General features: G+C 44.0%; 32 protein-coding genes, 1 pseudogene and 1 other annotated feature. All 33 genes and pseudogenes read right to left on the bottom strand.

What is annotated here, in order from left to right; genetic code table 11:
• Position 1: 1 nt before the first annotated feature.
• The 33 genes and pseudogenes from secY to rplA all read right to left on the bottom strand — a co-directional run bounded on the left by secY (position 2) and on the right by rplA (position 25,756).
• The gene (secY, locus tag MUN89_RS01045; protein WP_244710692.1) at positions 2-1,294 is read right to left on the bottom strand and encodes a preprotein translocase subunit SecY; all 1,293 of its coding nucleotides are present in this window, start codon (positions 1,292-1,294) and stop codon (positions 2-4) included.
• The gene (gene rplO, locus MUN89_RS01050) at positions 1,294-1,734 is read right to left on the bottom strand and encodes a 50S ribosomal protein L15 (RefSeq protein WP_244710694.1); all 441 of its coding nucleotides are present in this window, start codon (positions 1,732-1,734) and stop codon (positions 1,294-1,296) included. Before rplO ends, secY begins: the two co-directional genes overlap by 1 nt.
• Before the next feature lie 28 nt (positions 1,735-1,762).
• Positions 1,763-1,945 (bottom strand): 50S ribosomal protein L30, encoded by a 183-nt coding sequence (rpmD, locus tag MUN89_RS01055; protein ID WP_035543766.1) that lies wholly within the window; start codon positions 1,943-1,945, stop codon positions 1,763-1,765.
• Between the two features lie 19 nt (positions 1,946-1,964).
• Positions 1,965-2,462, bottom strand: a complete 498-nt coding sequence (gene rpsE, locus MUN89_RS01060; RefSeq protein ID WP_244710696.1) for a 30S ribosomal protein S5 — start codon at positions 2,460-2,462, stop codon at positions 1,965-1,967.
• Positions 2,463-2,482: 20 nt separating this feature from the next.
• Entirely contained in the window at positions 2,483-2,845 is a 363-nt protein-coding gene (rplR, locus tag MUN89_RS01065) for a 50S ribosomal protein L18 (protein ID WP_244710697.1), read from the bottom strand.
• A 34-nt stretch (positions 2,846-2,879) separates the two neighbouring features.
• On the bottom strand, positions 2,880-3,416 hold the full coding sequence (gene rplF, locus MUN89_RS01070) for a 50S ribosomal protein L6 (protein ID WP_244710699.1): 537 nt from the start codon (positions 3,414-3,416) through the stop codon (positions 2,880-2,882).
• A 32-nt stretch (positions 3,417-3,448) separates the two neighbouring features.
• The gene (gene rpsH, locus MUN89_RS01075) at positions 3,449-3,847 is read right to left on the bottom strand and encodes a 30S ribosomal protein S8 (protein WP_244710701.1); all 399 of its coding nucleotides are present in this window, start codon (positions 3,845-3,847) and stop codon (positions 3,449-3,451) included.
• 29 nt (positions 3,848-3,876) lie between these two features.
• The gene (locus MUN89_RS01080) at positions 3,877-4,062 is read right to left on the bottom strand and encodes a type Z 30S ribosomal protein S14 (RefSeq protein WP_244710702.1); all 186 of its coding nucleotides are present in this window, start codon (positions 4,060-4,062) and stop codon (positions 3,877-3,879) included.
• A gap of 26 nt (positions 4,063-4,088) precedes the next feature.
• Positions 4,089-4,628 carry a 50S ribosomal protein L5 gene (gene rplE / locus MUN89_RS01085; RefSeq protein ID WP_244710704.1) on the bottom strand — a complete coding sequence of 180 codons (540 nt, stop codon included), beginning with the start codon at positions 4,626-4,628 and terminating at the stop codon, positions 4,089-4,091.
• A gap of 26 nt (positions 4,629-4,654) precedes the next feature.
• The gene (gene rplX, locus MUN89_RS01090) at positions 4,655-4,966 is read right to left on the bottom strand and encodes a 50S ribosomal protein L24 (protein WP_244710706.1); all 312 of its coding nucleotides are present in this window, start codon (positions 4,964-4,966) and stop codon (positions 4,655-4,657) included.
• 40 nt (positions 4,967-5,006) lie between these two features.
• A complete protein-coding gene (rplN, locus tag MUN89_RS01095; protein ID WP_244710708.1) occupies positions 5,007-5,375 on the bottom strand; it encodes a 50S ribosomal protein L14 in 369 nt (122 codons plus the stop codon).
• 43 nt (positions 5,376-5,418) lie between these two features.
• On the bottom strand, positions 5,419-5,682 hold the full coding sequence (gene rpsQ, locus MUN89_RS01100; protein ID WP_244710709.1) for a 30S ribosomal protein S17: 264 nt from the start codon (positions 5,680-5,682) through the stop codon (positions 5,419-5,421).
• A 24-nt stretch (positions 5,683-5,706) separates the two neighbouring features.
• A complete protein-coding gene (gene rpmC / locus MUN89_RS01105) occupies positions 5,707-5,907 on the bottom strand; it encodes a 50S ribosomal protein L29 (protein ID WP_008636054.1) in 201 nt (66 codons plus the stop codon).
• The gene (gene rplP, locus MUN89_RS01110) at positions 5,897-6,331 is read right to left on the bottom strand and encodes a 50S ribosomal protein L16 (protein ID WP_244710711.1); all 435 of its coding nucleotides are present in this window, start codon (positions 6,329-6,331) and stop codon (positions 5,897-5,899) included. Before rplP ends, rpmC begins: the two co-directional genes overlap by 11 nt.
• A pseudogene (rpsC, locus tag MUN89_RS01115) lies at positions 6,325-6,991 on the bottom strand (30S ribosomal protein S3). The gene rplP and the pseudogene rpsC overlap by 7 nt, the downstream one beginning before the upstream one ends.
• A 3-nt stretch (positions 6,992-6,994) precedes the next feature.
• On the bottom strand, positions 6,995-7,336 hold the full coding sequence (gene rplV / locus MUN89_RS01120) for a 50S ribosomal protein L22 (RefSeq protein ID WP_244710713.1): 342 nt from the start codon (positions 7,334-7,336) through the stop codon (positions 6,995-6,997).
• 20 nt (positions 7,337-7,356) lie between these two features.
• Entirely contained in the window at positions 7,357-7,635 is a 279-nt protein-coding gene (gene rpsS / locus MUN89_RS01125; RefSeq protein ID WP_244710714.1) for a 30S ribosomal protein S19, read from the bottom strand.
• A 57-nt stretch (positions 7,636-7,692) separates the two neighbouring features.
• Positions 7,693-8,526, bottom strand: coding sequence for a 50S ribosomal protein L2 (rplB, locus tag MUN89_RS01130; RefSeq protein ID WP_244710715.1), 834 nt, complete (start codon positions 8,524-8,526; stop codon positions 7,693-7,695).
• Positions 8,527-8,561: 35 nt separating this feature from the next.
• Positions 8,562-8,849, bottom strand: a complete 288-nt coding sequence (rplW, locus tag MUN89_RS01135; protein WP_244710716.1) for a 50S ribosomal protein L23 — start codon at positions 8,847-8,849, stop codon at positions 8,562-8,564.
• Positions 8,849-9,472 (bottom strand): 50S ribosomal protein L4, encoded by a 624-nt coding sequence (rplD, locus tag MUN89_RS01140; RefSeq protein WP_244710718.1) that lies wholly within the window; start codon positions 9,470-9,472, stop codon positions 8,849-8,851. The genes rplW and rplD overlap by 1 nt, the downstream gene beginning before the upstream one ends.
• A gap of 22 nt (positions 9,473-9,494) precedes the next feature.
• A complete protein-coding gene (gene rplC / locus MUN89_RS01145; protein WP_244710720.1) occupies positions 9,495-10,127 on the bottom strand; it encodes a 50S ribosomal protein L3 in 633 nt (210 codons plus the stop codon).
• A 32-nt stretch (positions 10,128-10,159) separates the two neighbouring features.
• Entirely contained in the window at positions 10,160-10,468 is a 309-nt protein-coding gene (gene rpsJ / locus MUN89_RS01150) for a 30S ribosomal protein S10 (protein WP_079525128.1), read from the bottom strand.
• Positions 10,469-10,819: 351 nt separating this feature from the next.
• Positions 10,820-12,010 (bottom strand): elongation factor Tu, encoded by a 1,191-nt coding sequence (gene tuf / locus MUN89_RS01155; RefSeq protein WP_244710721.1) that lies wholly within the window; start codon positions 12,008-12,010, stop codon positions 10,820-10,822.
• A gap of 126 nt (positions 12,011-12,136) precedes the next feature.
• Positions 12,137-14,215 carry an elongation factor G gene (gene fusA, locus MUN89_RS01160; RefSeq protein ID WP_244710723.1) on the bottom strand — a complete coding sequence of 693 codons (2,079 nt, stop codon included), beginning with the start codon at positions 14,213-14,215 and terminating at the stop codon, positions 12,137-12,139.
• 41 nt (positions 14,216-14,256) lie between these two features.
• Positions 14,257-14,727 carry a 30S ribosomal protein S7 gene (gene rpsG, locus MUN89_RS01165; RefSeq protein WP_244710725.1) on the bottom strand — a complete coding sequence of 157 codons (471 nt, stop codon included), beginning with the start codon at positions 14,725-14,727 and terminating at the stop codon, positions 14,257-14,259.
• Positions 14,728-14,774: 47 nt separating this feature from the next.
• A complete protein-coding gene (rpsL, locus tag MUN89_RS01170) occupies positions 14,775-15,188 on the bottom strand; it encodes a 30S ribosomal protein S12 (protein WP_244710727.1) in 414 nt (137 codons plus the stop codon).
• 97 nt (positions 15,189-15,285) lie between these two features.
• Positions 15,286-15,537, bottom strand: coding sequence for a 50S ribosomal protein L7ae-like protein (locus MUN89_RS01175; RefSeq protein ID WP_244710729.1), 252 nt, complete (start codon positions 15,535-15,537; stop codon positions 15,286-15,288).
• Between the two features lie 141 nt (positions 15,538-15,678).
• Positions 15,679-19,287: a DNA-directed RNA polymerase subunit beta' gene (gene rpoC / locus MUN89_RS01180; RefSeq protein ID WP_244710731.1), complete on the bottom strand. Its 3,609-nt coding sequence runs from the start codon at positions 19,285-19,287 to the stop codon at positions 15,679-15,681.
• A 68-nt stretch (positions 19,288-19,355) separates the two neighbouring features.
• Positions 19,356-22,886 carry a DNA-directed RNA polymerase subunit beta gene (gene rpoB, locus MUN89_RS01185; protein WP_244710733.1) on the bottom strand — a complete coding sequence of 1,177 codons (3,531 nt, stop codon included), beginning with the start codon at positions 22,884-22,886 and terminating at the stop codon, positions 19,356-19,358.
• Between the two features lie 314 nt (positions 22,887-23,200).
• Positions 23,201-23,806, bottom strand: coding sequence for a class I SAM-dependent methyltransferase (locus tag MUN89_RS01190; protein ID WP_244710735.1), 606 nt, complete (start codon positions 23,804-23,806; stop codon positions 23,201-23,203).
• A gap of 92 nt (positions 23,807-23,898) precedes the next feature.
• A complete protein-coding gene (rplL, locus tag MUN89_RS01195) occupies positions 23,899-24,264 on the bottom strand; it encodes a 50S ribosomal protein L7/L12 (protein WP_244710737.1) in 366 nt (121 codons plus the stop codon).
• A 42-nt stretch (positions 24,265-24,306) separates the two neighbouring features.
• A complete protein-coding gene (gene rplJ / locus MUN89_RS01200) occupies positions 24,307-24,807 on the bottom strand; it encodes a 50S ribosomal protein L10 (protein ID WP_244710739.1) in 501 nt (166 codons plus the stop codon).
• Between the two features lie 55 nt (positions 24,808-24,862).
• Positions 24,863-25,013: a sequence feature (ribosomal protein L10 leader region), on the bottom strand.
• A gap of 47 nt (positions 25,014-25,060) precedes the next feature.
• A complete protein-coding gene (gene rplA / locus MUN89_RS01205; protein WP_244710741.1) occupies positions 25,061-25,756 on the bottom strand; it encodes a 50S ribosomal protein L1 in 696 nt (231 codons plus the stop codon).
• Positions 25,757-25,802: the final 46 nt, after the last annotated feature.

Here is a 25,802-nt window from a genome sequence, read left to right on the forward strand (position 1 = left end):
ATTATTTTATAAAGCCTTTGTAGTGGCGTTTTACCAATTGGCTTTCCAGTTGTTTCATTACCTCAAGCGCTACACCAATTACGATGAGCAGACTAGTACCACCGATTTGTATGGATGGTGGCAATTTAGCAATGGATCCTAATAGAATCGGCAGAATAGCAACAGCAGCAAGGAATAGTGAGCCTACTACAGTCAGCCGATACATCACACGCGTTAAATATTCTTCGGTGTTCTTACCAGGACGGATCCCTGGGATATAACCACCCTGCTTCTGCAGGTTTTCTGCCATTTGTTCAGGGTTAACCTGGACAAAGGTATAGAAATAGGTAAAGGCAATAATTAACGCGACATAGATGACCATTCCCGGCCAATTCTGGTAATCGAAAATATACTGAATGATTGAAGCTGCTTTATTTCCTTCAAAGAAACCAGCAATGGTTCTAGGAGCAATGATAAACGAAATCGCAAAGATTACCGGGATAACCCCTGCAGCATTTACTTTAAGAGGTAAATGCGTGGAATGGCCGCCCACTGGTGAACGGTTTACGAGCCGTTTAGCATATTGAATCGGAATCTTCCTCAGCGCCTGTTGGATGAAGATAACACCCACGACTACTGCAACGATTACGAGCATGATCAAAGCAATGATAACTAAGTTGATGAACAATTGATCCTGGGCTCCAGAAATATACTGATCATACAATTGGTTTGCCCCTGTCGGGATCCTAGAAACGATTCCGCCAAAAATGATAATGGAAATGCCGTTTCCAACGCCGTTAGAAGTAATTTGCTCCCCAAGCCACATCAGGAAAGCTGTTCCCCCTGTCAGCACAAGAGCAATGACCCCAAATTTCAGCACGCCGGGATCCGTAATCAACTGACCTCCAGCTAAAGCGTTGAAGCCAATCGACATTCCAATTGCCTGAATAAAAGCAAGAACAATCGTTCCATAGCGGGTAAACTGAGCTAATTTTCGACGGCCGACTTCACCCTGTTTTTTCCATTCCGCAAATTTTGGTACAACATCCATTTGCAATAACTGCATGATAATCGATGCTGTAATGTAAGGCATGATCCCCATTGCGAAGATGGAGAAGTTCTTTAGTGCTCCTCCCCCAAACGTATTCAAGAAGCCAAAAGCATTCTGGGAGTCCATGAAGTTAATGGCTTCTCTATTCGTGAAGGGTACGGGAATAAAAGTTCCTAAACGAAAGACTACGAGCATCAACAAAGTGAATATAAGCTTCCGTCGAATGTCACCCACGCGCATAAAATTGGAGATTGTCCGGAACATTAAATCACCTCAGTTTGACCGCCCGCTGCTTCAATCGCTTCTTTCGCGGAAGCAGAGAACTTATGAGCTTTCACAGTAAGTTTTTTCTCTACGGAACCTTTGCCTAGAACTTTAATGCCAGCTTTTTGCTTGCTGACAACTCCAGTTTCTAGAAGCAGCTCCGGTGTAACCTCTGTACCCTCTTCAAAACGGTTAAGGGCTTCAAGGTTAATGATCGCAAATTCCTTACGGTGAATGTTCGTAAAGCCGCGCTTTGGCAAGCGTTGGAAAAGAGGCATTTGGCCACCCTCGAAACCTGGGCGTGTTTTGCTTCCGGAACGTTGACCTTGACCTTTGTGTCCACGTCCTGAAGTTTTACCATTGCCGGATGCCATTCCACGTCCAACACGGTTGCGTTCTTTACGAGCACCTTTTGCAGACTTTAGTTCATGCAATTTCATGCGAGCACCTCCTTATTTTATACGTTAATTATACTTCTTTAACCGATACAAGGTGAGATACCTTATTAGCCATACCTCGGATCGCCGGGTTATCTTCAAGTACGACAGTTTGACGAATCTTGTTCAGACCAAGCGCTTTTACTGTAGAACGCTGATCTTGTGGTCTGCCAATAACACTGCGCGTGAGGGTAATTTCTAATTTTTTAGCCATTATTTTTTCCCTCCTTATCCTACAGTTCTTCTACGGTCTTCCCACGTAGTCTTGCAACGTCTTCTGCGCGTTTAAGCTCGCTAAGTCCTGTGATTGTCGCACGCACCATATTGATTGGCGTGTTGGATCCAAGAGACTTAGACAGGATATCTTGAACACCTGCAAGCTCAAGCACCGCACGGACTGGACCACCAGCGATAACTCCGGTACCTTCTGCTGCCGGCTTCATCAGAATGCTTCCTGCACCAAAACGTCCTGTGATTTCGTGTGGGATCGTCGTATCCTTGATTGGTACTGTAATCAGATTTTTCTTAGCATCATCGATAGCTTTTTTGATCGCTTCTGGTACTTCCTGAGCTTTCCCAGTACCAAAACCGACATGACCATTTTTGTCACCTACAACCACTAATGCAGCAAAACGAAAACGGCGTCCACCTTTAACTACTTTTGCAACACGGTTGATCGTAACTACGCGTTCTTCAAGATCTAGTTTACTAGGGTCAATGTTTGTTTGCATATATGTCCCTCCTTTAACGATTAAAATTCGAGGCCGGCTTCGCGAGCGGCATCTGCTAAAGCTTTTACACGTCCATGGTACAAGTAACCTCCACGGTCGAATACAACGACTTTATAACCATTTTCAATTGCACGTTTTGCGACCAATTCACCGACTTTTTGCGCCGCTTCCACATTTCCAGTGCTGTCAAGATCAAATCCGTTATCCATGGTAGAAGCGCTGGCTACAGTTACCTGGCTTTCATCATTGATCAATTGAGCATAAATGTGCTTGTTTGAACGATATACGTTTAAACGCGGACGTTCAGCTGTGCCGAATACGTTTGTGCGCACACGTGCGTGACGTTTTTTACGTACAACATTTTTATCAGCCTTCGTGATCATTAGGGTCACTCCTTTCTATTCATTACCTTAGAACTTATTTAGCTGTTTTACCTTCTTTTCTGCGAACATGTTCGTTTTCGTAACGAATTCCTTTGCCTTTATAAGGTTCTGGAGGACGAATAGCACGAATGTTAGCTGCAACAGCTCCAACTAATTCTTTATCGATACCTTTTACAATTACTTTTGTGTTTGAAGGAACTTCGATTTCAATGCCTTCACGGTTTTCTAATTCAACAGGGTGAGAGTATCCAGCGTTAATGATAACTTTTTGGCCCTGTTTTTGAGCACGGTAACCGACACCAATGATTTCAAGGCTTTTTTCAAAACCTTTAGATACCCCATCAACCATGTTACCGATCAGGCTGCGGGTAGTACCGTGAAGAGCACGATGTTCTTTGTTATCGCTAGGACGCTCAACTGAAAGAACATTATCTTCAATCTTCACTGTGATGTCTGGGTGGAATGTGCGTGTAAGTTCCCCTTTAGGACCTTTCACTGTAATTGTATTGTTTTCCTGCTTGATTTCAACACCTTCAGGAATTTCTAATGCTTTTAAGCCTACACGAGACATAACTTAGGCACCTCCTATCTTTAACTGTTTTTTTACCAGACGTAAGCTAGAACTTCGCCGCCGATGGCTTGTTCTCTTGCTTCTTTATCTGTCAATACACCTTTAGAAGTGGATACGACTGCTACCCCAAGGCCGTTAAGAACTTTCGGAAGCTCTTCAGCTTTAGCGTAAACACGAAGTCCTGGTTTACTAATACGTTTCACACCAGAAATGACGCGCTCATTGTTTTGACCGTATTTAAGGAAAATACGTAGAACACCTTGCTTACTGTCTTCTACAAATTCAAAGTCACGTACAAAACCTTCACGTTTAAGGATTTCAGCGATTTCTTTTTTCACGTTGGAAGCTGGAAGTTCAAGCTTCTCGTGACGAACCATGTTAGCGTTACGAATACGCGTTAGCATATCAGCAATTGGATCTGTCATTGTCATAACTATTTACCTCCTTCCCTGTCTCGGGTTTACCAGCTGGCTTTTTTGACACCAGGGATTTGTCCTTTATATGCAAGCTCACGGAAACAAATTCGGCAAAGCTTAAATTTACGCAATACGGAGTGAGGACGTCCGCAACGTTCACAACGAGTGTATTCGCGTACTTTATATTTCTGATTGCGCTGTTGTTTCGCGACCATTGATTTTTTAGCCACAATTTTCCCTCCTTATTGGAGCTCAATTATTTTTGGAACGGCATACCAAATTGAGCTAGTAATTCACGTGCTTCTTCGTCAGTGTCAGCAGTTGTCACAATAACGATATCCATTCCACGCACTTTATTGACTTTGTCATAATTAATTTCTGGGAAAATCAATTGTTCTTTTACACCAAGAGTATAATTTCCTCGACCGTCAAAAGCTTTTTTGGAAATTCCACGGAAGTCACGCACACGTGGTAAAGATACAGCAATAAGCTTTTGGAAGAATTCATACATACGCTCTCCGCGAAGGGTAACTTTCGCACCGATTGGCATACCTTCACGCAGACGGAATCCTGCAATTGATTTCTTTGCTTTTGTGATCATTGGCTTTTGGCCGGAGATCGCTGTCAGCTCTTCTACAGCTGCATCAAGAGCTTTCGCGTTTTGAACTGCATCACCAACACCCATGTTAATCACGATTTTTTCAATCTTAGGTGTCTGCATTACAGAGTCATATTCAAACTTGTTCATTAGAGATGGAACAATCTCTTCTTTATAACGTGTTTTTAGTTCGTTCATCGTGTGGCCCTCCTTTCATCACTGTACTATTTATCTAAAGCTTCACCAGATTTTTTCGCGATACGAACTTTCTTTCCGTCTTCTACTTTGTAACCAACACGAGTTGGCTCGCCGGATTTAGGGTCAATCGGCAATACGTTAGAGACGTGAATCGGCGCTTCCTGAGTAAGGATACCGCCCTGCGGGTTTTCCTGAGAAGGCTTAGAGTGCTTTTTCACTTCGTTTACTCCTTCTACAAGAACACGGTCTTTCTTAGGATAAGCTTCAAGGATTGTACCCTGCTTGCCTTTATCCTTGCCAGAAATAACCATTACTTTGTCACCTTTTTTTACGTGCATAGCTTCGCGCACCTCCTTAACAAGGCATTTCAATTAACTTTTATAATACTTCTGGAGCTAGAGAAACGATCTTCATGAATTTAGCATCACGAAGTTCGCGAGCTACCGGTCCGAAGATACGAGTTCCGCGAGGTCCTTTATCATCACGTACAATGACCGCTGCGTTCTCATCGAAACGAATATAGGAACCATCTTTACGGCGCATTCCGCTCTTAGAACGGACGATAACGGCTTTTACTACTTCACCTTTTTTAACAACGCCCCCTGGTGTTGCTTGTTTTACAGTTGCGGTGATGATATCACCAATATTAGCTGTTTTACGACCTGAGCCGCCGAGGACTTTAATCGCTTGAATTTCACGAGCACCAGAGTTGTCTGCAACTTTTAATCGAGTCTCCTGTTGGATCATACCACTGTAACCTCCCTTCGGAATAAATCCGAGCGAACTTTAATTAGATAATAACAGACTCTTCAACGACCTCTAATAGACGGAAACGCTTGGTTGCGGATAATGGACGAGTCTCCATAATGCGAACAATATCTCCGTTTTTAGCTTGGTTGTTCTCATCGTGAGTCTTGAATTTTTTAGAATACTTTACGCGTTTGCCGTAAAGCTTGTGGAATTTATAAGTTTCTACTAATACTGTGATCGTTTTATCCATTTTGTCAGATACAACACGGCCAGTATAAACTTTACGATTGTTACGTTCACTCATGTGAGGGTGACCTCCTCTCATCTATTAATTATTTACGCCTAGTTCACGTTCACGTGCAACAGTTTTCATACGAGCGATAGACTTGCGAACTTCGCGAATGCGAGCTGTATTCTCAAGTTGACCTGTTGCTAGCTGAAAACGCAGGTTGAAAAGTTCTTCTTTAAGAGACTTAACTTTTTGTTCAATTTCGGCAGTGGTTAATTCACGGATTTCATTAGCCTTCATTGATTTCACCACCAATTTCTTCACGTTTTACAAATTTAGTGCGGATCGGCAGTTTGTGTGAAGCAAGACGAAGCGCTTCGCGGGCAACTTCTTCAGGTACCCCTGCGATCTCGAACATGATTTTCCCTGGTTTTACTACAGCGACAAACCCTTCTGGGGCACCTTTACCGGAACCCATACGTACTTCTAGGGGCTTAGCAGTATATGGTTTATCAGGGAAGATTTTAATCCAAACTTTACCGCCACGTTTCATATAACGAGTCATCGCGATACGCGCTGCCTCAATTTGGCGGGCTGTGATCCATGCTGGATCTACGGCTTGCAAGCCGTACTCACCGAAAGAAACGGTAGTACCGCCTTTAGCACGACCTCTCAAGCTAGTACGGTGTTGACGACGATATTTAACACGTTTAGGCATTAACATAATGCTTTTCCCCCTTCCTTACTTATCGTTTTTAGTTGGAAGGATTTCCCCACGATAGATCCACACTTTAACACCAAGTTTACCGTAAGTAGTGTCAGCTTCTGCAGTTCCATAATCGATGTCTGCACGAAGTGTGTGTAGTGGTACTGTTCCTTCACTGTAATATTCAGCACGAGCGATATCGGCACCGCCCAGGCGTCCGGATACTTGAGTACGGATACCTTTCGCTCCTGCACGCATTGAGCGTTGGATCGTTTGTTTTTGTGCACGACGGAAAGAAATACGGTTTTCCAATTGACGTGCAATGTTGTCAGCTACAAGCGCAGCATCCAAGTCAGGCTTTTTCACTTCAACGATGTTGATGTGAACACGTTTGCCAGTTAATTCATTAAGTGCTTTACGAAGTGCTTCTACTTCTGAGCCGCCTTTACCGATAACCATACCTGGTTTAGCTGTATGAATGGTAATGTTGACACGGTTTGCAGCACGCTCGATCTCAATAGTAGATACGGAAGCATCTTTCAGACGGTTTTCAACATAATCACGAATCTTAATGTCTTCATGTAATAGATCTGCGTAGTCGGTGCCAGCGTACCATTTGGATTCCCAATCACGGATGACGCCAATACGAAGACCTACCGGATTAATTTTTTGACCCACTGATTATCCCTCCTTTTTTTCGGATACAACCACTGTGATGTGGCTGGTGCGTTTATTAATTTGACTTGCGCGTCCCATTGCACGCGGGCGGAAACGTTTGAGTGTTACGCCTTCGTTAACAAATGCTTCGGAAACGTACAAGTTTTCAGGGTCCATTTCATAGTTGTGTTCAGCATTTGCGATCGCTGAATTGAGTACTTTCTCGATAATCGGAGATGCGCCGCGTTGCTTTAAGCGCAACGTTGCGATCGCTTCACCTACGTCTTTTCCTCGAATCAAATCAATAACTAGACGAGCTTTACGAGGAGCGATACGAACGGTTTTAGCAACTGCTTTAGCTTGCATTAGAGTGCCTCCTCTCTACCTTAGCGTTTTGTTTTCTTGTCGTCTCCAGAGTGTCCTCTGAACGTACGTGTTGGTGCGAATTCACCGAGTTTATGACCAACCATGTCCTCTGTAACGTAAACTGGTACATGTTTGCGTCCATCATAAACAGCAATTGTGTGTCCAACAAAGTTCGGGAAGATTGTAGAACGGCGTGACCAAGTTTTGATCACCTGTTTTTTGTCATCTTCGTTTAGTTTTTCAACTTTATTCATCAAATGATCATCTACAAAAGGTCCCTTTTTTAGGCTGCGACCCATACGTAAACCTCCCTTCGTGATTGAGAGACGGGTTCAATTGCCCGCCTGACAATCCCGTTATTTTTTGCCTCTTCTACGAACGATATATTTATCAGACGGCTTGTTGCGTTTTCTTGTTTTGTACCCAAGAGTTGGCTGACCCCATGGAGTAACTGGAGAAGGTCTACCGATTGGAGCGCGTCCTTCACCACCACCGTGAGGGTGATCGCTAGGGTTCATTACAGAACCACGTACTGTAGGGCGCTTGCCTTGCCAGCGGGAGCGTCCTGCTTTACCGATACTGATTAGTTCGTGCTCAAGGTTTCCTACTTGACCGATTGTTGCACGGCAAGTACTTAGAACAAGACGAACTTCACCGGAAGTTAAACGTACAAGAGTGTATTTTTCTTCACGGCCAAGGATTTGTGCAGAAGCACCTGCAGAGCGTACAAGCTGTCCGCCGCGTCCTGGTTTTAATTCTACGTTGTGTACGATTGTACCAACTGGAATATTTTTAAGCTGAAGTGCATTTCCTGTTTTGATATCTGCACCTTCACCAGAAATAATTTCAGTGCCGACTTTTACTCCTTTAGGAGCAAGGATATAACGTTTTTCACCATCAGCATAGTTAATTAGTGCAATGTTAGCGGAACGGTTCGGATCGTATTCGATCGTAGCAACGCGTCCTGGTATTCCATCTTTATCACGCTTAAAGTCAATGATGCGGTATTGACGCTTGTGACCTCCGCCTTGATGACGAACTGTCAGCTTACCTTGGTTGTTACGTCCACCACGTTTATGAAGCGGAGTGACAAGGGAGCGTTCAGGTTTGTCAGTTGTGATTTCGCTGAAATCAGAAACTGTCATGTGTCTGCGACCATTTGTAATAGGTCGAAACTTTTTAATCGCCATCTGTTTTCCCTCCTTCTCGATTCAGAATTTTCGTTTTATACTTCAAAGAATTCTAGTTCTTCACTGTCTTGTGTCAATGTAACAATTGCTTTCTTACGGTCAGAACGATAACCGCCGTAACGGCCCATACGCTTGAATTTACCTTTAAGGTTCATTGTGTTGACAGAAGCAACTTGAACGCCAAAGATTTCTTCAACAGCTTTTTTGATCTCTGTTTTGTTAGCTTTCGGGCTAACTTCAAACGTATATTTCTTTTCTCCCATAAGGTCAGCAGAATGCTCAGTAATGACGGGGCGCTTAATGATATCGCGTGGTTCTTTCATTATGAGAGCACCTCCCCTACTTTTTCAGCTGCGTCCTTGGTAAGGATCAGCTTGTCATGCGTCAACAAATCTAACACACTTACTTGGTCTACAGTCAATGTCTTAACCGTAGGAAGATTGTTAGAGGAAAGAATGACATTTTCATCTTTCTCTGCCGTAACAATAAGTGCTTTTTCGTTTACATCTAACGCTTTAAGAATGTTAACCACTTCTTTAGTTTTTGGAGCATCTAAAGAAAGGCTTTCAAGAACAACGATGTTGTCTTCTTTCACTTTAGAAGAGTACGCAGATTTTAGAGCTAAACGACGTACTTTCTTTGGCATGGAATAGCTGTATTTACGTGGAGTAGGTCCAAATACCGTTCCACCACCTACCCATTGCGGAGCACGAATAGATCCTTGACGCGCACGTCCAGTACCTTTTTGGCGCCATGGTTTGCGTCCACCGCCGCTGACTTCAGAACGACCTTTAACTTTGTGTGTGCCTTGGCGCATAGAAGCGCGCTGCATCAACACAGTTTCATTTAATACGTGAGTATTAGGTTCAATACCGAAAACGGCATCATTAAGCTCGATATCGCCTACGTTTGAACCGCTTTGGTTTAATAGTGCTACTTTAGGCATGACATATCCTCCCTTCCGTTAATTATTTAATAGCCTTAATTGCACTCGTAATTTTTACGTACGATTTTTTCGCACCAGGTACGTTACCTTTGATTAATAGCAAGTTACGTTCTGCGTCCACTTTCACTATTTCAAGGTTTTGAAGAGTCACTTTTTCATGACCCATTTGCCCAGGAAGGTTTTTACCTTTAAATACGTGCATAGGATCGATTGGACCCATTGCTCCCGGACGGCGGTGATATCTGGAACCGTGGCTCATTGGTCCGCGGGATTGGTTGTGACGTTTAATAGATCCTGCGAATCCTTTACCTTTAGATGTTCCAGTTACATCAATTACTTCCCCAGCTTCGAAAATATCCACTTTAACCTCTTGACCGATTTCGTAGTCATCGAGGTTTGTATTACGGAATTCACGAATGTAGCGCTTAGGTGTTGTATTGGCTTTTTCAGCATGGCCTTTTTCAGCTTTTTTCAAACGGTTTGATTTCTGATCAGCAAAACCTAGTTGAATCGCTTCATAGCCGTCGTTTTCAGAAGTTTTCTTCTGAAGTACAACGTTTGGCTCAGCCTGTACAACAGTTACTGGGATCAACTCTCCATCTTCAGAGAAGATTTGAGTCATGCCGACTTTACGTCCTAAGATTCCTTTCGTCATCCGTTACACCTCCTAATTTAATTGCATAGTATTTATAGTTTGATTTCGATATCCACACCAGATGGCAGATCCAAACGCATTAATGAATCTACTGTCTGCGGCGTTGGATTAACAATGTCGATAAGACGTTTGTGCGTACGCATTTCGAACTGTTCACGAGCATCTTTATACTTGTGAGTCGCACGAAGTACTGTGTAAATTGACTTTTCAGTTGGAAGCGGGATCGGACCAGATACATTAGCTCCGGAACGCTTCGCTGTGTCCACGATTTTTTCAGCAGATTGATCAAGCACACGGTGATCATACGCTTTTAAACGAATACGAATTTTTTCTTTTGCCATTATTTTCCCTCCTTCTTCGCCCATTTTTCAAATAGACATTCTCCGCGAAAAAACTTGACTCACCAGCCATGGCAAAGGGGCCGGGTGTGTCAACAACCTTTCGCTTCATCGCCTTTTATGACCAACATTATTCATTATATAGAAGAATTTTGGCCAATGCAAGAAGAAATCCATAATTTTTTCTTTTATGGACACCTCAAGGAATTATACTAGGGTTTGACGTGATTTTCAAGCTTTGTTCAGCATTTTTAATTTGATTTTTTAACTTACCACTCTCTAGCAGGGACTTTTTTTTATACAAAAAAAGAAGCAGCATAGCATGCCGCTTCTTTTCTTTTTATTGTGCTGAAATTATTTAGTGATTTGAGTTACAACGCCAGATCCTACTGTGCGTCCACCTTCACGGATAGAGAAACGAGTTCCGTCCTCAATCGCAATTGGAGAGATAAGTTCAACTGTCATTTCAACATTATCTCCAGGCATAACCATTTCTACGCCTTCAGGAAGTTGGATAACACCAGTTACGTCCGTAGTACGGAAGTAGAACTGTGGACGGTAGTTAGAGAAGAATGGAGTATGACGTCCACCTTCATCTTTAGATAACACATAAACCTCAGCTTTGAAGTTTGTGTGTGGAGTGATGGAACCAGGCTTCGCTAGTACTTGTCCACGGTTGATGTCTTCACGGTTTACACCACGAAGAAGGGCACCGATGTTGTCTCCAGCTTCAGCATAGTCAAGAAGCTTACGGAACATTTCAACACCAGTAATGGTAGTTTTGCGAGCATCTGGAGCAAGACCGATGATTTCTACTTCGTCACCGACTTTAACTTGTCCACGCTCAACACGACCAGTAGCAACTGTACCACGACCAGTGATAGAGAATACGTCCTCAACCGGCATCATGAATGGTTTGTCAGTGTCACGGTCCGGAGTTGGAATGTGCTCATCAACTGCATCCATTAGGTCGAAGATTCTTTGCTCATACTCTGCATCGCCTTCAAGCGCTTTAAGAGCAGAACCGCTGATTACTGGTACGTCATCTCCATCGAAGTCGTACTCAGTTAGAAGATCGCGAACTTCCATTTCTACTAGTTCAAGAAGTTCTTCGTCATCTACCATGTCAGTTTTGTTTAAGAATACTACAATCGCAGGAACACCTACGTTTTTAGAAAGAAGGATGTGCTCACGAGTTTGCGGCATCGGACCGTCAGCTGCAGATACAACTAAGATCGCACCATCCATTTGAGCTGCACCAGTGATCATGTTTTTAACATAGTCAGCGTGTCCAGGGCAGTCTACGTGTGCATAGTGGCGAGTTTCAGTTTCGTACTCAACGTGGGCAGTTGAGATTGTGATTCCGCGTTCGCGTTCTTCTGGCGCACCATCGATCATGTCGTATGCCATTGCAGTACCTGATCCAGAGCGCTTGTGAAGAACTGTAGTAATAGCTGCAGTTAGTGTAGTTTTACCGTGGTCAACGTGTCCAATAGTACCGATGTTAACGTGGGACTTGGACCGGTCAAATTTTTCTTTACCCATTATATATTTCCTCCTTTAAGTAAATACCATAGTTTAAAATTGATAGTTTATTTGAAGCATGAGAGCAGCTTCTACTGCTCCCAAGCTTACAATACAAGTTATACTTTAACTCGTCAAAAAAATCAATTACTCACCAGCATTTTTCTTGATGATTTCCTCAGAAATGCTCTTCGGAACTTCTTCATAGTGGTCAAAATGCATCGTGTATGTTCCGCGTCCTTGTGTGTTGGAACGCAACGCTGTCGCATAACCAAACATTTCAGAAAGTGGAACAAATGCTTTTACAACTTGTGCTGTACCGCGGGTTTCCATACCTTCCACGCGTCCACGGCGGGAAGTAACGTCACCCATGATATCTCCCATGTATTCTTCAGGAATTACAACTTCAACTTTCATCATTGGTTCCAAAAGAACTGGTTTACACTTGTTTTTAGCTTCTTTAAGTGCCATGGAAGCAGCAACTTTAAAGGCCATTTCGTTGGAGTCGACATCGTGGTAAGAACCATCATAAAGAGTGGCTTTAATGTCAACCATTGGATAGCCGGCAAGGACACCATTCTCCATAGATTCTTTAATTCCATGCTCTACAGAAGGAATGTATTCACGAGGAACAACCCCGCCAACGATTTTATTTACGAATTCGAATCCAGCACCTTCATCGTTTGGTTCAAATTTAACCCAAACGTGACCGAATTGTCCACGGCCACCGGATTGACGAACGAATTTACCTTCAACTTCCGCGCTTCCACGGAAAGTCTCACGGTAAGCTACTTGTGGAGCTCCGATGTTTGCTTCCACTTTAAACTCACGGCGAAGACGGTCAACGATGATGTCAAGGTGAAGCTCACCCATACCGGCAATAATCGTCTGCCCAGTCTCTACGTTTGTTTCTGTTTGGAAAGTCGGATCCTCTTCTGCTAACTTACCAAGTGCGATAGACATCTTATCCTGGTCCGCTTTGGACTTAGGCTCAATCGCAACAGAGATAACTGGCTCAGGAAATTCCATGGATTCAAGAATAACAAGGCTCTTTTCATCACATAGAGTATCACCCGTACCTGTATCTTTAAGTCCAACAGCACCAGCAATATCACCAGCATACACGGTGGAAATCTCTTCACGGGAGTTGGCGTGCATTTGCAGGATACGTCCTACACGCTCACGCTTATCCTTCGTAGAGTTCTTCACGTATGAGCCAGCACTCAATGTACCGGAATACACCCGGAAGAAGGTCAGTTTTCCTACGTATGGGTCTGTAGCAACTTTAAAGGCCAATGCAGAGAATGGCTCTTTATCGTCCGCTTTACGAACAATCTCTTCTTCAGTTTGAGGAACGTGTCCTTCAATTGGAGGTACATCCAGTGGAGACGGAAGATAGTCGATAACTCCGTCAATCAGAAGCTGAACTCCTTTGTTTTTGAAGGCTGATCCACAGAATACAGGATAGAAATCTACGCTTAGAGTCGCTGCGCGGATGCCCGCTTTCAGCTGGTCATTTGTGATTTCTTCCCCTTCAAGGTATTGCATCATCAAGTCTTCATCAAGTTCTGCAACAGCTTCAATAAGCTTCGTACGGTACTCTTCAGCTTGATCTTTGTACTCATCAGGAATTGGACGAGCTTCCGCACGCGTTCCTAAGTCATCCATGTAATAGTAAGCTTCCATCGTTACCAGGTCGATAATTCCTTCGAAATCATCTTCTGCCCCGATAGGAAGTTGGACAGCTGCAGCATTTGCTCCAAGACGGTCTTTCAAAGTCCCTAAGGAGTAAATGAAATCTGCACCTATTTTATCCATTTTGTTTACAAACACAATACGCGGAACTCCGTAAGTGGTCGCTTGTCGCCATACAGTCTCAGTCTGTGGTTCTACCCCTGACTGAGCATCAAGTACAGCTACTGAGCCGTCAAGTACACGTAAAGAACGTTCAACCTCAACGGTGAAGTCTACGTGTCCAGGGGTATCGATAATGTTGATACGGTGACCTTTCCACTGAGCAGTTGTCGCTGCGGAAGTGATTGTAATTCCGCGTTCCTGCTCTTGTTCCATCCAGTCCATTTGGGAAGCCCCTTCGTGGGTTTCACCAATTTTGTGGATACGTCCTGTGTAGAAAAGAATACGCTCGGTAGCAGTAGTTTTACCGGCATCAATGTGAGCCATGATGCCGATATTACGTGTCTTTTCTAAGGAGAACTCTCTAGGCATGAATCTTTCTCCTTCCTAAAAGAAAATTTATTTGAGGTTGATTACCAACGGTAGTGAGCAAACGCTTTGTTTGCTTCTGCCATTTTATGCATATCTTCGCGGCGCTTCACAGCTGCACCGGTATTGTTTCCTGCATCCAGGATTTCATTAGCCAGACGTTCTTCCATTGTTTTCTCTCCGCGTAGACGCGCATAGTTCACAATGAAACGCAGACCTAGAGCTTGGCGGCGCTCAGGACGTACCTCAACAGGTACTTGATAGTTGGAACCCCCAACACGACGAGCGCGTACTTCTAGTACTGGCATTACATTTTTCATTGCTTGTTCAAAAGTTTCCATAGCGTCATTTCCGCTACGCTCCTGAACAAGTTCAAATGCTTTATAAAGAATCTTTTGAGCTTTTCCGCGTTGACCATCGACCATGATTTGGTTGATCAAACGAGTAACAAGCTTAGAGTTGTAAATCGGATCTGGTAACACATCACGTTTTGCTACTGGACCTTTACGTGGCATATGTTCCCCTCCCTTCCTTAATGGTTAAGCCGATCCTTGTCATCGACTTATTTTTTAGGTTTTTTCGTACCGTATTTAGAACGGCCTTGCATACGTCCTTCTACACTTGCAGTATCCAGTGCACCACGAACGATGTGGTAACGCACACCTGGCAAGTCTTTAACACGTCCTCCACGGATAAGAACAACACTGTGCTCTTGAAGGTTGTGACCAATCCCAGGAATATAGGCATTTACCTCAATCTGGTTAGTAAGACGAACACGTGCATACTTACGAAGTGCAGAGTTCGGTTTCTTAGGCGTCATAGTACCTACACGTGTGCAAACCCCACGTTTTTGTGGAGAAGACTGATCTGTCATACGCTTTTTGTAGCTGTTAAATCCTTTGTTTAAAGCTGGAGAGTCAGACTTCTTACCTTTGCTTACGCGTCCTTTACGTACTAATTGATTAATTGTTGGCATCGTAGATATCCTCCCTTCTTGTCATTTTTAATACCACACATCCAGGTGGTTCATAAAAAGGCAAAAAACAAAGTTTTCGCGATTTACCGCCAAAACTTTATTGCTTTATCGCCACAGTAGCAGCACCTACATCTATGCCGCACGCTCTTCCTAGCTCCCTCATTGATGTCACTCGTGCATGCGGGATTCCGAGCTGTTTGGCCAGTCGGGCTACTTTCTCTGTCATTGACTGATCAGCATCTTCAGCCGTAATGACTTCAGTCACTTCTCCATTTTTCATGGCTTTAAGTGTTTGTTTAGTCCCTATGACTATATCAGATTTAGCCTCTGCTACTTTTTCATAAGACATCTACATATCCTCCAAAGTAACAGGGATAAATGGAAGCACCTTGATTATATTATCACTAGCTAAAATCCATGTCAACTGCATTTTAAATAGATTTCAAGGTGCTTCTTCAATTTTACCCTCTGTTAACATTGATATAACTTCTTAAGGCTGGGTTACTTGTTCTGCAGGCTCGATAACATCGTCGGTCTGCTCTGACTTGGCTTGAATTTTACGATATCTAGTCATGCCTGTTCCAGCTGGGACAAGCTTACCAATGATAACATTTTCTTTGAGTCCAAGCAGTTCATCGCGTTTACCCTTGATTGCTGCATCTGTCAGGACACGAGTCGTCTCCTGGAAGGATGCTGCTGACAAGAAGCTGTCTGTTTCAAGGGATGCTTTCGTAATTCCGAGGATAACCGGACGTCCAACAGCGGGCTGTCCGCCTTCCATAAGAGCTTTCTGGTTTGCTTCTTTAAATTGATGGATCTCAAGCAGTGAACCAGGAAGAACATCGGTATCTCCAGAGTCAAGCACTCGGATCTTACGAAGCATTTGGCGAACCATAACTTCTACGTGTTTATCAGAGATTTCAACCCCTTGCATACGGTATACCTTCTGTACTTCTTTAAGGAGGTATTCCTGGACTCCATCAAGTCCTTGAACAGTTAATAGTTCTTTAGGATCGATGGAACCTTCTGTTAATGGAGCTCCTGCAACGACTTCATCTCCGACAGAGACTTTCAGACGCGCTCCATAAGGGGCGGTGTAAGAACGTGTTTCCACGCTTCCTTGCACGACAATCTCTTGTTTTTCTTTCACTTCATTAACTTCCTGCACGGTACCGTCAATCTCTGTGATAACGGCTTGACCTTTAGGATTACGTGCTTCCACAATTTCCTGGATACGCGGTAGACCTTGAGTGATATCGTCTCCTGCTACCCCGCCGGTGTGGAATGTACGCATCGTTAGCTGAGTACCTGGCTCACCGATGGATTGTGCAGCAATAATACCGACTGCTTCACCCACTTCGACTTCATCCCCTGTTGCCAGGTTGCGTCCGTAACACTTCTTACAAACGCCATGTTTAGTATTACATGTGAAGGCAGAACGGATGACTACTTCTTCAATCCCTGCATCCACAATCTGCTTCGCTGCATCCTCGAAGATTACTTCGTTACGAGTGGCCAGTACTTGACCGGTTTCTGGATGCTTGATCGTTTGGAACGCTGTACGGCCGATTAATCGGTCGATTAAAGGCTCAATAACTTCGGAACCTTCAGAAAGGGCACTTACAGGCAGGCCTCTATCCGTTCCGCAGTCATCTTCACGTACAATGACATCCTGCGCTACGTCTACAAGACGACGAGTCAAGTAACCAGAGTCCGCTGTTTTCAAGGCGGTATCAGCAAGACCTTTACGTGCACCGTGCGTAGAAATAAAGTATTCTAGTACGGTTAAACCTTCACGGAAGCTGGATTTGATCGGAAGTTCGATGATCCGGCCGGCCGGGTTGGCCATAAGACCACGCATACCAGCTAGCTGAGTGAAGTTAGAGGCGTTACCACGCGCACCAGAGTCACTCATCATAAAGATTGGGTTCCGCGGATCAAGAGATTTCATCAAGCGATCCTGAATATCATCTTTGGCACTGGACCAAACTTCAATAACACGATCATAACGCTCTTCTTCCGTGATAAGTCCACGACGGAACTGTTTCAATACTTTATCAACCTTACCTTGTGCTTCATCTAGAATCTCCTGCTTTTCAGGAAGTACGACAACGTCGGATACCCCAACGGTGATACCTGCTTTCGTAGAATAAGCAAAGCCAAGGTCTTTCATTCTATCGAGCATTTTAGAAGTTTCACTAATAGAGAAACGCTTAAACACTTCTGCAATAATGTCTCCTAAGATGCCTTTCTTGAATGGTGAAACTTCATCTCTTTCAGCAATTGTTTCCCTAATATTCGTACCTGGCTCGACAAAATACTGGTCAGGCGTTTTAATCTCAAGGTTCTCTTGCGTAGGCTCATTAATATAAGGGAACGAGTTTGGAAGCATTTCGTTAAAGATCAGCTTTCCAACCGTCGTTAACAGCAACTGCTGGTTTTGTTTTTCAGTAAACGTTTCGTTATCTAAAGAGCTTGCCTGTACAGCAACACGTGTATGCAAGTGGACATATCCATTCTGGTAAGCCATAAGAGCCTCGTTAAGATCCTTAAAGCTCATTCCTTCTCCGACTGCGTCTACACGCTCAAGAGTAAGGTAGTAGTTACCAAGAACCATATCCTGTGATGGAGTAACAACTGGTTTACCATCTTTAGGGTTTAGGATGTTCTGCGCAGCCAGCATCAGGATTCTTGCTTCCGCTTGTGCTTCAGAAGACAACGGCACGTGCACAGCCATTTGGTCACCATCAAAGTCGGCATTATAAGCTGTACATACGAGCGGGTGAAGACGGATTGCCCTTCCCTCAACAAGTGTTGGTTCAAAGGCTTGAATCCCTAAACGGTGCAGTGTTGGTGCACGATTTAAAAGAACAGGGTGTTCTTTGATTACATCTTCAAGTACGTCCCAGACTTCGGGGTGTACACGTTCAATTTTGCGCTTCGCTGACTTAATATTATGAGCTAAACCGCGGGAAACGAGTTCTTTCATAACAAACGGCTTAAATAATTCAAGCGCCATTTCTTTAGGAAGACCACATTGGTACATCTTGAGGGACGGTCCTACTACGATAACGGAACGACCAGAATAGTCTACACGTTTACCGAGCAAGTTTTGACGGAAACGTCCTTGCTTCCCTTTCAGCATATGAGAAAGAGACTTAAGAGGACGATTTCCTGGTCCTGTAACCGGACGACCGCGGCGGCCGTTATCGATAAGAGCGTCGACAGCTTCCTGAAGCATACGCTTCTCGTTCTGGACGATAATCGTGGGCGCTCCTAAGTCAAGAAGACGCTTCAGACGATTGTTCCGATTAATGACTCGACGGTACAAGTCATTTAAATCAGAGGTGGCAAAACGTCCACCATCCAGCTGAACCATCGGGCGAAGCTCTGGAGGGATGACAGGCAGTACATCCAGGATCATCCAAGATGGGTCATTTCCAGAGTTACGGAAGGATTCAAGTACCTCAAGACGCTTAATCGCACGGGTACGGCGCTGACCTTGGGCTACTTTCAATTCCTCTTTAAGTGCATCCACTTCGCCATCGAGATCGATGTCAAAAAGCAGTTTACGGATTGCTTCTGCTCCCATAGCTGCCTGAAAACCTTGGCCATACTTCTCCCGGTAAGAGCGATACTCTTTTTCTGAAAGAAGCTGCTTGCGCTCAAGCGCAGTTTCCCCTGGATCGGTCACGATATACGCAGCAAAATAAATGACTTCCTCCAAGGCACGCGGGGACATATCGAGTACTAACCCCATGCGGCTCGGTATACCTTTGAAATACCAAATGTGAGAGACAGGGGCAGCTAATTCTAAGTGCCCCATCCGCTCACGACGTACTTTTGCTTTCGTTACTTCTACCCCACAGCGGTCACAAACGACACCTTTGTAACGGACACGCTTGTATTTTCCGCAATGACATTCCCAGTCTTTCTGAGGCCCGAAGATTCTTTCACAAAACAACCCGTCTTTCTCAGGCTTTAACGTACGATAGTTAATTGTCTCCGGCTTCTTCACCTCACCATACGACCAAGAACGAATCTTATCTGGTGAAGCCAAGCCTATTTTCATATATTCAAAATTATTTACATCTAGCAAGGGGCCTACCTCCCTTTTAGTATCCAGGTTTTACCCTAAGCATAGAACTAAGAACTGTGGCCGAGCGATTAATGCTCTTCTAAGTTTAAGTTTTCGGATTCTTTGGTTTGATCTTCTTCAATGTCACGCATTTCTATTTCCTGTTCGTCCCCGGAGAGAATTTTCACATCCATGCCAAGACTTTGAAGCTCTTTAATAAGAACTTTAAAGGATTCCGGCACTCCCGGTTCTGGAACATTATCACCTTTAACGATGGCTTCGTACGTTTTGACACGGCCGACCACATCGTCTGATTTAACAGTAAGGATTTCCTGCAGAGTATAAGCAGCACCATAAGCTTCCAGTGCCCATACTTCCATCTCACCGAAACGCTGTCCACCGAACTGGGCTTTACCGCCTAACGGCTGCTGAGTAACCAGTGAATATGGTCCGGTCGAACGAGCGTGAAGTTTATCATCAACCATGTGAGCCAGTTTGATCATATACATGACCCCCACGGATACCCGGTTATCGAATGGTTCTCCTGTACGTCCGTCATACAGAATGGTTTTAGCATCGCGTGACATGCCTGCTTCTTCGAGTGTTTCCCAGACATCTTCCTCGCGGGCACCATCAAAGACCGGCGTAGCGACACGAAGTCCGAGCTGACGGGCAGCCATACCTAAGTGAAGCTCAAGCACCTGTCCAATATTCATACGTGATGGTACACCAAGAGGGTTTAACATGATATCTACCGGTGTTCCGTCTGGAAGGAAAGGCATATCTTCTTCTGGAAGAATTTTCGAAATTACACCTTTGTTCCCGTGACGGCCGGCCATTTTATCCCCTTCAGAAATCTTACGCTTCTGAACGATATAAGCACGAATCAGCTGATTAACTCCTGGTGGAAGCTCATCACCGTCTTCGCGGTTAAAGATCTTTACATCCAGCACGATGCCTCCTGCACCGTGTGGTACCCTTAGCGACGTATCACGCACTTCACGAGCTTTTTCACCAAAGATCGCGTGAAGCAAGCGTTCTTCTGCGGATAATTCAGTAACCCCTTTAGGTGTTACTTTCCCTACAAGAAGATCTCCGTCACTTACTTCAGCACCTACGCGGATAATTCCACGTTCATCCAAATCACGAAGAGCATCCTCCCCAACGTTCGGAATGTCGCGGGTAATTTCTTCTGGTCCTAGTTTCGTATCACGGGCTTCAGATTCATATTCTTCTATATGAATAGAAGTGTAGACATCGTCTTTTACAAGGCGCTCACTCATAATGATCGCATCCTCGTAGTTATATCCGTCCCATGTCATAAAGGCAACGAGTGGGTTTTGGCCTAAGGCAAGCTCACCCATATCCATGGATGGACCGTCGGCAAGAATTTCTCCTTTAACGACCCGGTCGCCTTTAGAAACGATTGGACGCTGGTTGTAGCAGCTTCCCTGATTGGAGCGGATAAATTTCTGTAAGCGGTAGCGGTCCAGATCGCCTTCCACTTCCCTGCCATCCACTTCGGAAATTCTGCGAACGAGAACTTCTTTTGCTTCTACACGCTCAACAACACCTTCATGACGACAGATTACAGCAGCACCTGAATCCTTACCGGAGACATATTCCATGCCTGTACCTACTATCGGCGCATCAGGTTTCAGCAATGGTACTGCCTGACGCTGCATGTTCGCACCCATAAGAGACCGGTTGGAGTCATCGTTTTCCAAGAAAGGAATACAAGCCGTAGCGGCTGATACTACCTGCTTAGGTGAAACGTCCATGTAATCAAGACGATCACGGGCAACGACAGTGTTTTCCCCGCGGAACCGGGAAATAACTTCAGGGTCCAGGAAGGAACCGTCGTCTCCAAGCTTCGCGTTGGCCTGGGCTACTACGTAATTATCTTCTTCGTCTGCAGTCAAGTAGTCGATTTGTTCTGTAACTTTATTTGTATCTGGATCTACACGGCGGTAAGGAGTTTCAATAAAACCAAACTCGTTTACTTTCGCATAGGAAGACAGTGAGTTAATTAAACCAATATTCGGACCCTCAGGTGTCTCAATTGGACACATACGGCCGTAGTGTGAATAGTGAACGTCTCGAACTTCAAACCCGGCACGCTCACGAGTCAAACCACCCGGTCCAAGCGCTGAAAGACGGCGTTTGTGCGTCAATTCGGCAAGCGGGTTCGTTTGGTCCATGAACTGGGAAAGCTGAGAGCTTCCGAAGAATTCTTTAATCGACGCAATAACTGGTCGAATGTTGATCAGCTGCTGCGGTGTAATCGATGAAGTATCCTGGATGGACATCCGTTCACGAACTACACGCTCCATACGGGACAAACCGATACGGAATTGATTTTGCAGCAATTCCCCTACTGAACGTAAACGGCGGTTTCCAAGGTGGTCAATGTCATCCGTTCCGCCTACGCTGTGAAGCAGATTAAAGAAATAACTGATCGCTGATAATATATCAGCTGGTGTTATATTTTTTACATTGCGATCAATGTTCGCATTGCCGATTACGTTGATCGAGCGTTCTCCTTCAGGATCTGTAGGATCCACAATCTTCACGGATTGGACTTGAATCGGCTCTTCAAGTACACCATCCACAGGGTCAAGCGTCTGCTCACTTAAATTAGCTTCTTCATTATCAAAATGAGGAATCAATCTATTTAAGAGGCGGCGGTCAATCTTGTCCCCTTTTTCTGCTATCACTTCACCTGTTTCTTCATCTACCAGCGTTTCTGCCAGCACTTGATTAAACAAGCGATCTTTAATATGAAGCTTTTTGTTAATTTTATAACGACCTACACGCGCTAAATCATAGCGTTTAGGATCAAAGAAACGAGAAACGAGTAAGCTTTTCGCGTTTTCCACTGTTGGCGGTTCGCCAGGGCGAAGACGCTCATAGATTTCCAACAAAGCTTTTTCGCTGTTCTCAGTATTGTCTTTTTCAAGCGTGTTCTTAAGGTATTCGTTTTCCCCGATCAGATCAATAATCTCCTGATCCGTGCCGAACCCTAGAGCACGTAATAGTACAGTAATAGGCAATTTACGAGTACGATCAATGCGGACGTGAACAACGTCTTTGGCATCGGTCTCGAATTCTAACCACGCGCCGCGGTTTGGAATCACCGTGGCTGTATGGCCTTTCTTACCATTCTTATCAATCTTCTTATTGAAATAAACGCTTGGAGAGCGAACAAGCTGCGATACAATGACACGTTCTGCACCATTAATAACAAAGGTACCTGTGTCAGTCATAAGCGGGAAGTCTCCCATAAACACTTCTTGCTCTTTCACTTCACCTGTCTCGTTATTTAACAGACGAACCTTCACACGAAGTGGAGCGTTATATGTTACGTCACGATCCTTAGATTCATCGACTGGATACTTTGGCTCGCCAAGGCTATAGTCTACAAACTCGAGTGATAAGTTACCAGTGAAATCTTCAATTGGCGAAATGTCCTGAAACATTTCCTTCAAACCTTCCTCAAGGAACCACTGGTAGGAAGCCGTTTGAATTTCAATTAAATTCGGCAACTCCAAAACTTCATTGATGCGAGCATAACTTCTGCGTTGGCGGTGTCGTCCATATTGAACTAGTTGACCTGTCAACTGATTCACCCCTCAAATCAAGCATTTTAATAACTAAAAAGAGTCCGGCAAGACATGCCGAACAGGCTTGGGGTTGATCTTACCACAAGCACTATATAAACATTCGCTGGTTAGCGAATGGTGATTCTTCATTTCTCTCTAACGTTAGACAAAAAAGAAAAAGGGTTTTCATCTATTAAAAACCTCATTTGCTTTGCATGTTCGATTTTACCATTCTAGCCCTCTAGCAAAATTTTTATACATAATTTCTGAAAAAAGGACTTGACACACGATGGTCATATTGGCATTTTTCAATACTAGCACAATACAATGAACTAGTCAATAGTTTTAGCTTTCAAAATATAATAGCCTTTTTCCTTAGCTATCACTTCACATTCGCCGTACACTTCTTCAAGCTTCTTCTTCGCCGAAGGAGCTCCCTGCTTCTTTTGAATGACCACCCATATTTCGCCGCCCTCTATTAAATGACTCTTCGCTTCTGTAAACATAGCGTGCACCACTTGCTTTCCGGCGCGAATAGGAGGATTGGTCACTATAGCAGCAAACACTCGATCTTCAATTGCTTGAAACCGGTCACTTTCATTTATCCTTACATTGGTTATACTATTTTGCAGCGCATTGTGCCGAGCAAGCTCCAATGCTCTTTCATTTACATCAACCATTTGAACCTGGCGTTCCGGGAAAGCTGCAGCCAGCGCAAGGCCGATCGGGCCATAACCGCACCCTAAATCCAACAATTCCCCTGTCACCGCAGGTTCAGTAAAGGAATCAATGAGAAGCCGCGAACCATAATCTACTTCTTTTTTAGAAAAAACAGCGTGGTCCGTTGTAAACGTAAATTCATTCCCTCTCAAAGTAAAGGGCCAGCTTCTTTGTTCACTTTTTGCTTCCGTTTTTTTTGAATAATAATGTTCTGACATTCGAACACCTTCTTCACTGATTAATAGCCTCGACTATTGAAGGAAAAAGAAAGCCCGCCGATAATCAGCGAGCTTTACTTTGGAAAAGTGGATTACTTAAGTTCTACAGAAGCGCCTGCTTCTTCAAGCTTAGCTTTCAATTCTTCTGCTTCTTCTTTTGCAATGCCTTCTTTAACAGCGCCAGGAGCGTTATCAACTAGTTCTTTTGCGTCTTTAAGACCAAGACCAGTGATTTCGCGGACTGCTTTAACTACTTTAATTTTAGAGCTTCCAGCAGATTCAAGTACTACGTCAAATTCAGTTTGCTCAGCAGCTTCTTCTCCACCGCCTGCACCGCCGCCAGCAGCTACAGGTGCTGCAGCAGATACACCAAACTCTTCTTCAATTGCTTTTACTAAGTCGTTAAGCTCAAGAACGGACATCTCTTTAATCGCTTCAATAATTTGTTCATTAGACATGAGAAATTTCCTCCTTAAATATTTTAATTTTAAATCGCTGACTTACGCGCTTTCTTCCTCTTTTTTGTCTGCAATTGCTTTTGTTGCATAAGCAAAGTTGCGGATTGGTGCTTGTAGTACGCTGAGGAACATAGATACAAGCCCTTCGTAGTTTGGAAGGGTCGCAAGTTCGTTGATTTGCTCAAGTGTTGCCACTTGTCCTTCAACTACTCCACCTTTAATTTCAAGGCTTTCATGTTCTTTAGCAAAGCTGCCGAGGATCTTCGCAGGAGCTACCGCATCTTCTTCGTGGAAGGCAAGGGCAGTCGGTCCTACAAGGACTTCATTAAGTTCACTTAATTCCGCTTGCTCCGTTGCACGGCGAGTCATCGTGTTTTTGTACACTTTGAAGTCAACACCAGCTTCACGAAGCTGTTTACGAAGTTCAGTAACTTCAGCAACATTAAGACCACGGTAATCTACCAATACAGCAGATTTACTGTTACGGAACTTTTCTGCGATCTCGTCTACAACCTGCTTTTTCTGCTCAATAATTTTGCTCATTGTTCCACCTCCTATTGACCTTTCATCATACCGCCCGGTGTCATGCTTAAGTGAATGACCCAAAATAAAAGTACCTCCATGCAGACATGGAGGTACGTATGTTGTCAGAACAGGGTGTAAGCACGCTGTTCTGTTTATTCACACACCTCGGTAGGAAATTAAGCGTTGGACGCACCTACTGTCTACGGTATAACGTATTCATTTATTCAGCATTACTAATTATATAAAACCAGCAATGAGAAGTCAACAATTTTTATTTAACAAAATTAGAAACGTCTACTTTGATTCCAGGTCCCATTGTTGAGGAAACGGCAGCATTACGCATGTAAACCCCTTTAGATGCTTGAGGTTTCGCTTTGACTAAAGCGTCTGTAATTGCTTCGAAATTCTCAACTAGTTTTCCTTCATCAAACGAAGATTTCCCAATAGGAACGTGAATGTTAGCCGCTTTATCTACACGGTATTCGACTTTACCCGCTTTGATTTCATTAACAGCCTTTTCTACTTCAAACGTTACCGTCCCTGTTTTAGGGTTAGGCATAAGACCTTTTGGTCCTAAGACACGGCCAAGCTTACCAACTTCAGCCATCATATCTGGCGTGGCAACGACAACGTCGAAATCAAACCAGCCTTGGTTGATTTTATTGATAAGATCCTGATCGCCAACAAAGTCAGCACCTGCTGCCTCTGCTTCTTTCGCTTTATCCCCTTTAGCAAATACAAGAACACTCTGGGTTTTACCAGTACCGTGTGGAAGTACCATTGCTCCACGGATTTGCTGGTCAGCTTTCTTCGGGTCCACCCCTAGACGAAAGGCAGCTTCTACCGTTTCATCAAAATTTGCTTTTGCTGTTTCCTTAACAAGCTTAATTGCTTCTTGTACATCATAAGCTTTCGTACGATCAACAAGTGCTAATACTTCTTGTTGCTTTTTGCTTTTTTTAGCCATTTAAATTTCCTCCTTTGTGGTTTTAACGGATTTACCTCCCACGAAT

This window comes from Halobacillus salinarum (assembly GCF_022919095.1).
GTDB classification, from domain to species: Bacteria; Bacillota; Bacilli; order Bacillales; family Halobacillaceae; genus Halobacillus_B; species Halobacillus_B salinarum.

Bases quoted from the DNA above. Each gene is read 5' to 3' on its own strand.
- secY (WP_244710692.1), bottom strand. From the start codon at position 1,294: ATGTTCCGGACAATCTCCAATTTTATGCGCGTGGGTGACATTCGACGG.
- rplO (WP_244710694.1), bottom strand. From the start codon at position 1,734: ATGAAATTGCATGAACTAAAGTCTGCAAAAGGTGCTCGTAAAGAACGC.
- rpmD (WP_035543766.1), bottom strand. From the start codon at position 1,945: ATGGCTAAAAAATTAGAAATTACCCTCACGCGCAGTGTTATTGGCAGA.
- rpsE (WP_244710696.1), bottom strand. From the start codon at position 2,462: ATGCAAACAAACATTGACCCTAGTAAACTAGATCTTGAAGAACGCGTA.
- rplR (WP_244710697.1), bottom strand. From the start codon at position 2,845: ATGATCACGAAGGCTGATAAAAATGTTGTACGTAAAAAACGTCACGCA.
- rplF (WP_244710699.1), bottom strand. From the start codon at position 3,416: ATGTCTCGTGTAGGCTTAAAAGCATTAGAAATTCCTGAAGGTGTTGAA.
- rpsH (WP_244710701.1), bottom strand. From the start codon at position 3,847: ATGACAATGACAGATCCAATTGCTGATATGCTAACGCGTATTCGTAAC.
- rplE (WP_244710704.1), bottom strand. From the start codon at position 4,628: ATGAACGAACTAAAAACACGTTATAAAGAAGAGATTGTTCCATCTCTA.
- rplX (WP_244710706.1), bottom strand. From the start codon at position 4,966: ATGCACGTAAAAAAAGGTGACAAAGTAATGGTTATTTCTGGCAAGGAT.
- rplN (WP_244710708.1), bottom strand. From the start codon at position 5,375: ATGATCCAACAGGAGACTCGATTAAAAGTTGCAGACAACTCTGGTGCT.
- rpsQ (WP_244710709.1), bottom strand. From the start codon at position 5,682: ATGAGTGAACGTAACAATCGTAAAGTTTATACTGGCCGTGTTGTATCT.
- rpmC (WP_008636054.1), bottom strand. From the start codon at position 5,907: ATGAAGGCTAATGAAATCCGTGAATTAACCACTGCCGAAATTGAACAA.
- rplP (WP_244710711.1), bottom strand. From the start codon at position 6,331: ATGTTAATGCCTAAACGTGTTAAATATCGTCGTCAACACCGTACTAGC.
- rplV (WP_244710713.1), bottom strand. From the start codon at position 7,336: ATGCAAGCTAAAGCAGTTGCTAAAACCGTTCGTATCGCTCCTCGTAAA.
- rpsS (WP_244710714.1), bottom strand. From the start codon at position 7,635: ATGGGTCGCAGCCTAAAAAAGGGACCTTTTGTAGATGATCATTTGATG.
- rplB (WP_244710715.1), bottom strand. From the start codon at position 8,526: ATGGCGATTAAAAAGTTTCGACCTATTACAAATGGTCGCAGACACATG.
- rplW (WP_244710716.1), bottom strand. From the start codon at position 8,849: ATGAAAGAACCACGCGATATCATTAAGCGCCCCGTCATTACTGAGCAT.
- rplD (WP_244710718.1), bottom strand. From the start codon at position 9,472: ATGCCTAAAGTAGCACTATTAAACCAAAGCGGTTCAAACGTAGGCGAT.
- rplC (WP_244710720.1), bottom strand. From the start codon at position 10,127: ATGACGAAAGGAATCTTAGGACGTAAAGTCGGCATGACTCAAATCTTC.
- rpsJ (WP_079525128.1), bottom strand. From the start codon at position 10,468: ATGGCAAAAGAAAAAATTCGTATTCGTTTAAAAGCGTATGATCACCGT.
- tuf (WP_244710721.1), bottom strand. From the start codon at position 12,010: ATGGGTAAAGAAAAATTTGACCGGTCCAAGTCCCACGTTAACATCGGT.
- fusA (WP_244710723.1), bottom strand. From the start codon at position 14,215: ATGCCTAGAGAGTTCTCCTTAGAAAAGACACGTAATATCGGCATCATG.
- rpsG (WP_244710725.1), bottom strand. From the start codon at position 14,727: ATGCCACGTAAAGGTCCAGTAGCAAAACGTGATGTGTTACCAGATCCG.
- rpsL (WP_244710727.1), bottom strand. From the start codon at position 15,188: ATGCCAACAATTAATCAATTAGTACGTAAAGGACGCGTAAGCAAAGGT.
- MUN89_RS01175 (WP_244710729.1), bottom strand. From the start codon at position 15,537: ATGTCTTATGAAAAAGTAGCAGAGGCTAAATCTGATATAGTCATAGGG.
- MUN89_RS01190 (WP_244710735.1), bottom strand. From the start codon at position 23,806: ATGTCAGAACATTATTATTCAAAAAAAACGGAAGCAAAAAGTGAACAA.
- rplL (WP_244710737.1), bottom strand. From the start codon at position 24,264: ATGTCTAATGAACAAATTATTGAAGCGATTAAAGAGATGTCCGTTCTT.
- rplJ (WP_244710739.1), bottom strand. From the start codon at position 24,807: ATGAGCAAAATTATTGAGCAGAAAAAGCAGGTTGTAGACGAGATCGCA.
- rplA (WP_244710741.1), bottom strand. From the start codon at position 25,756: ATGGCTAAAAAAAGCAAAAAGCAACAAGAAGTATTAGCACTTGTTGAT.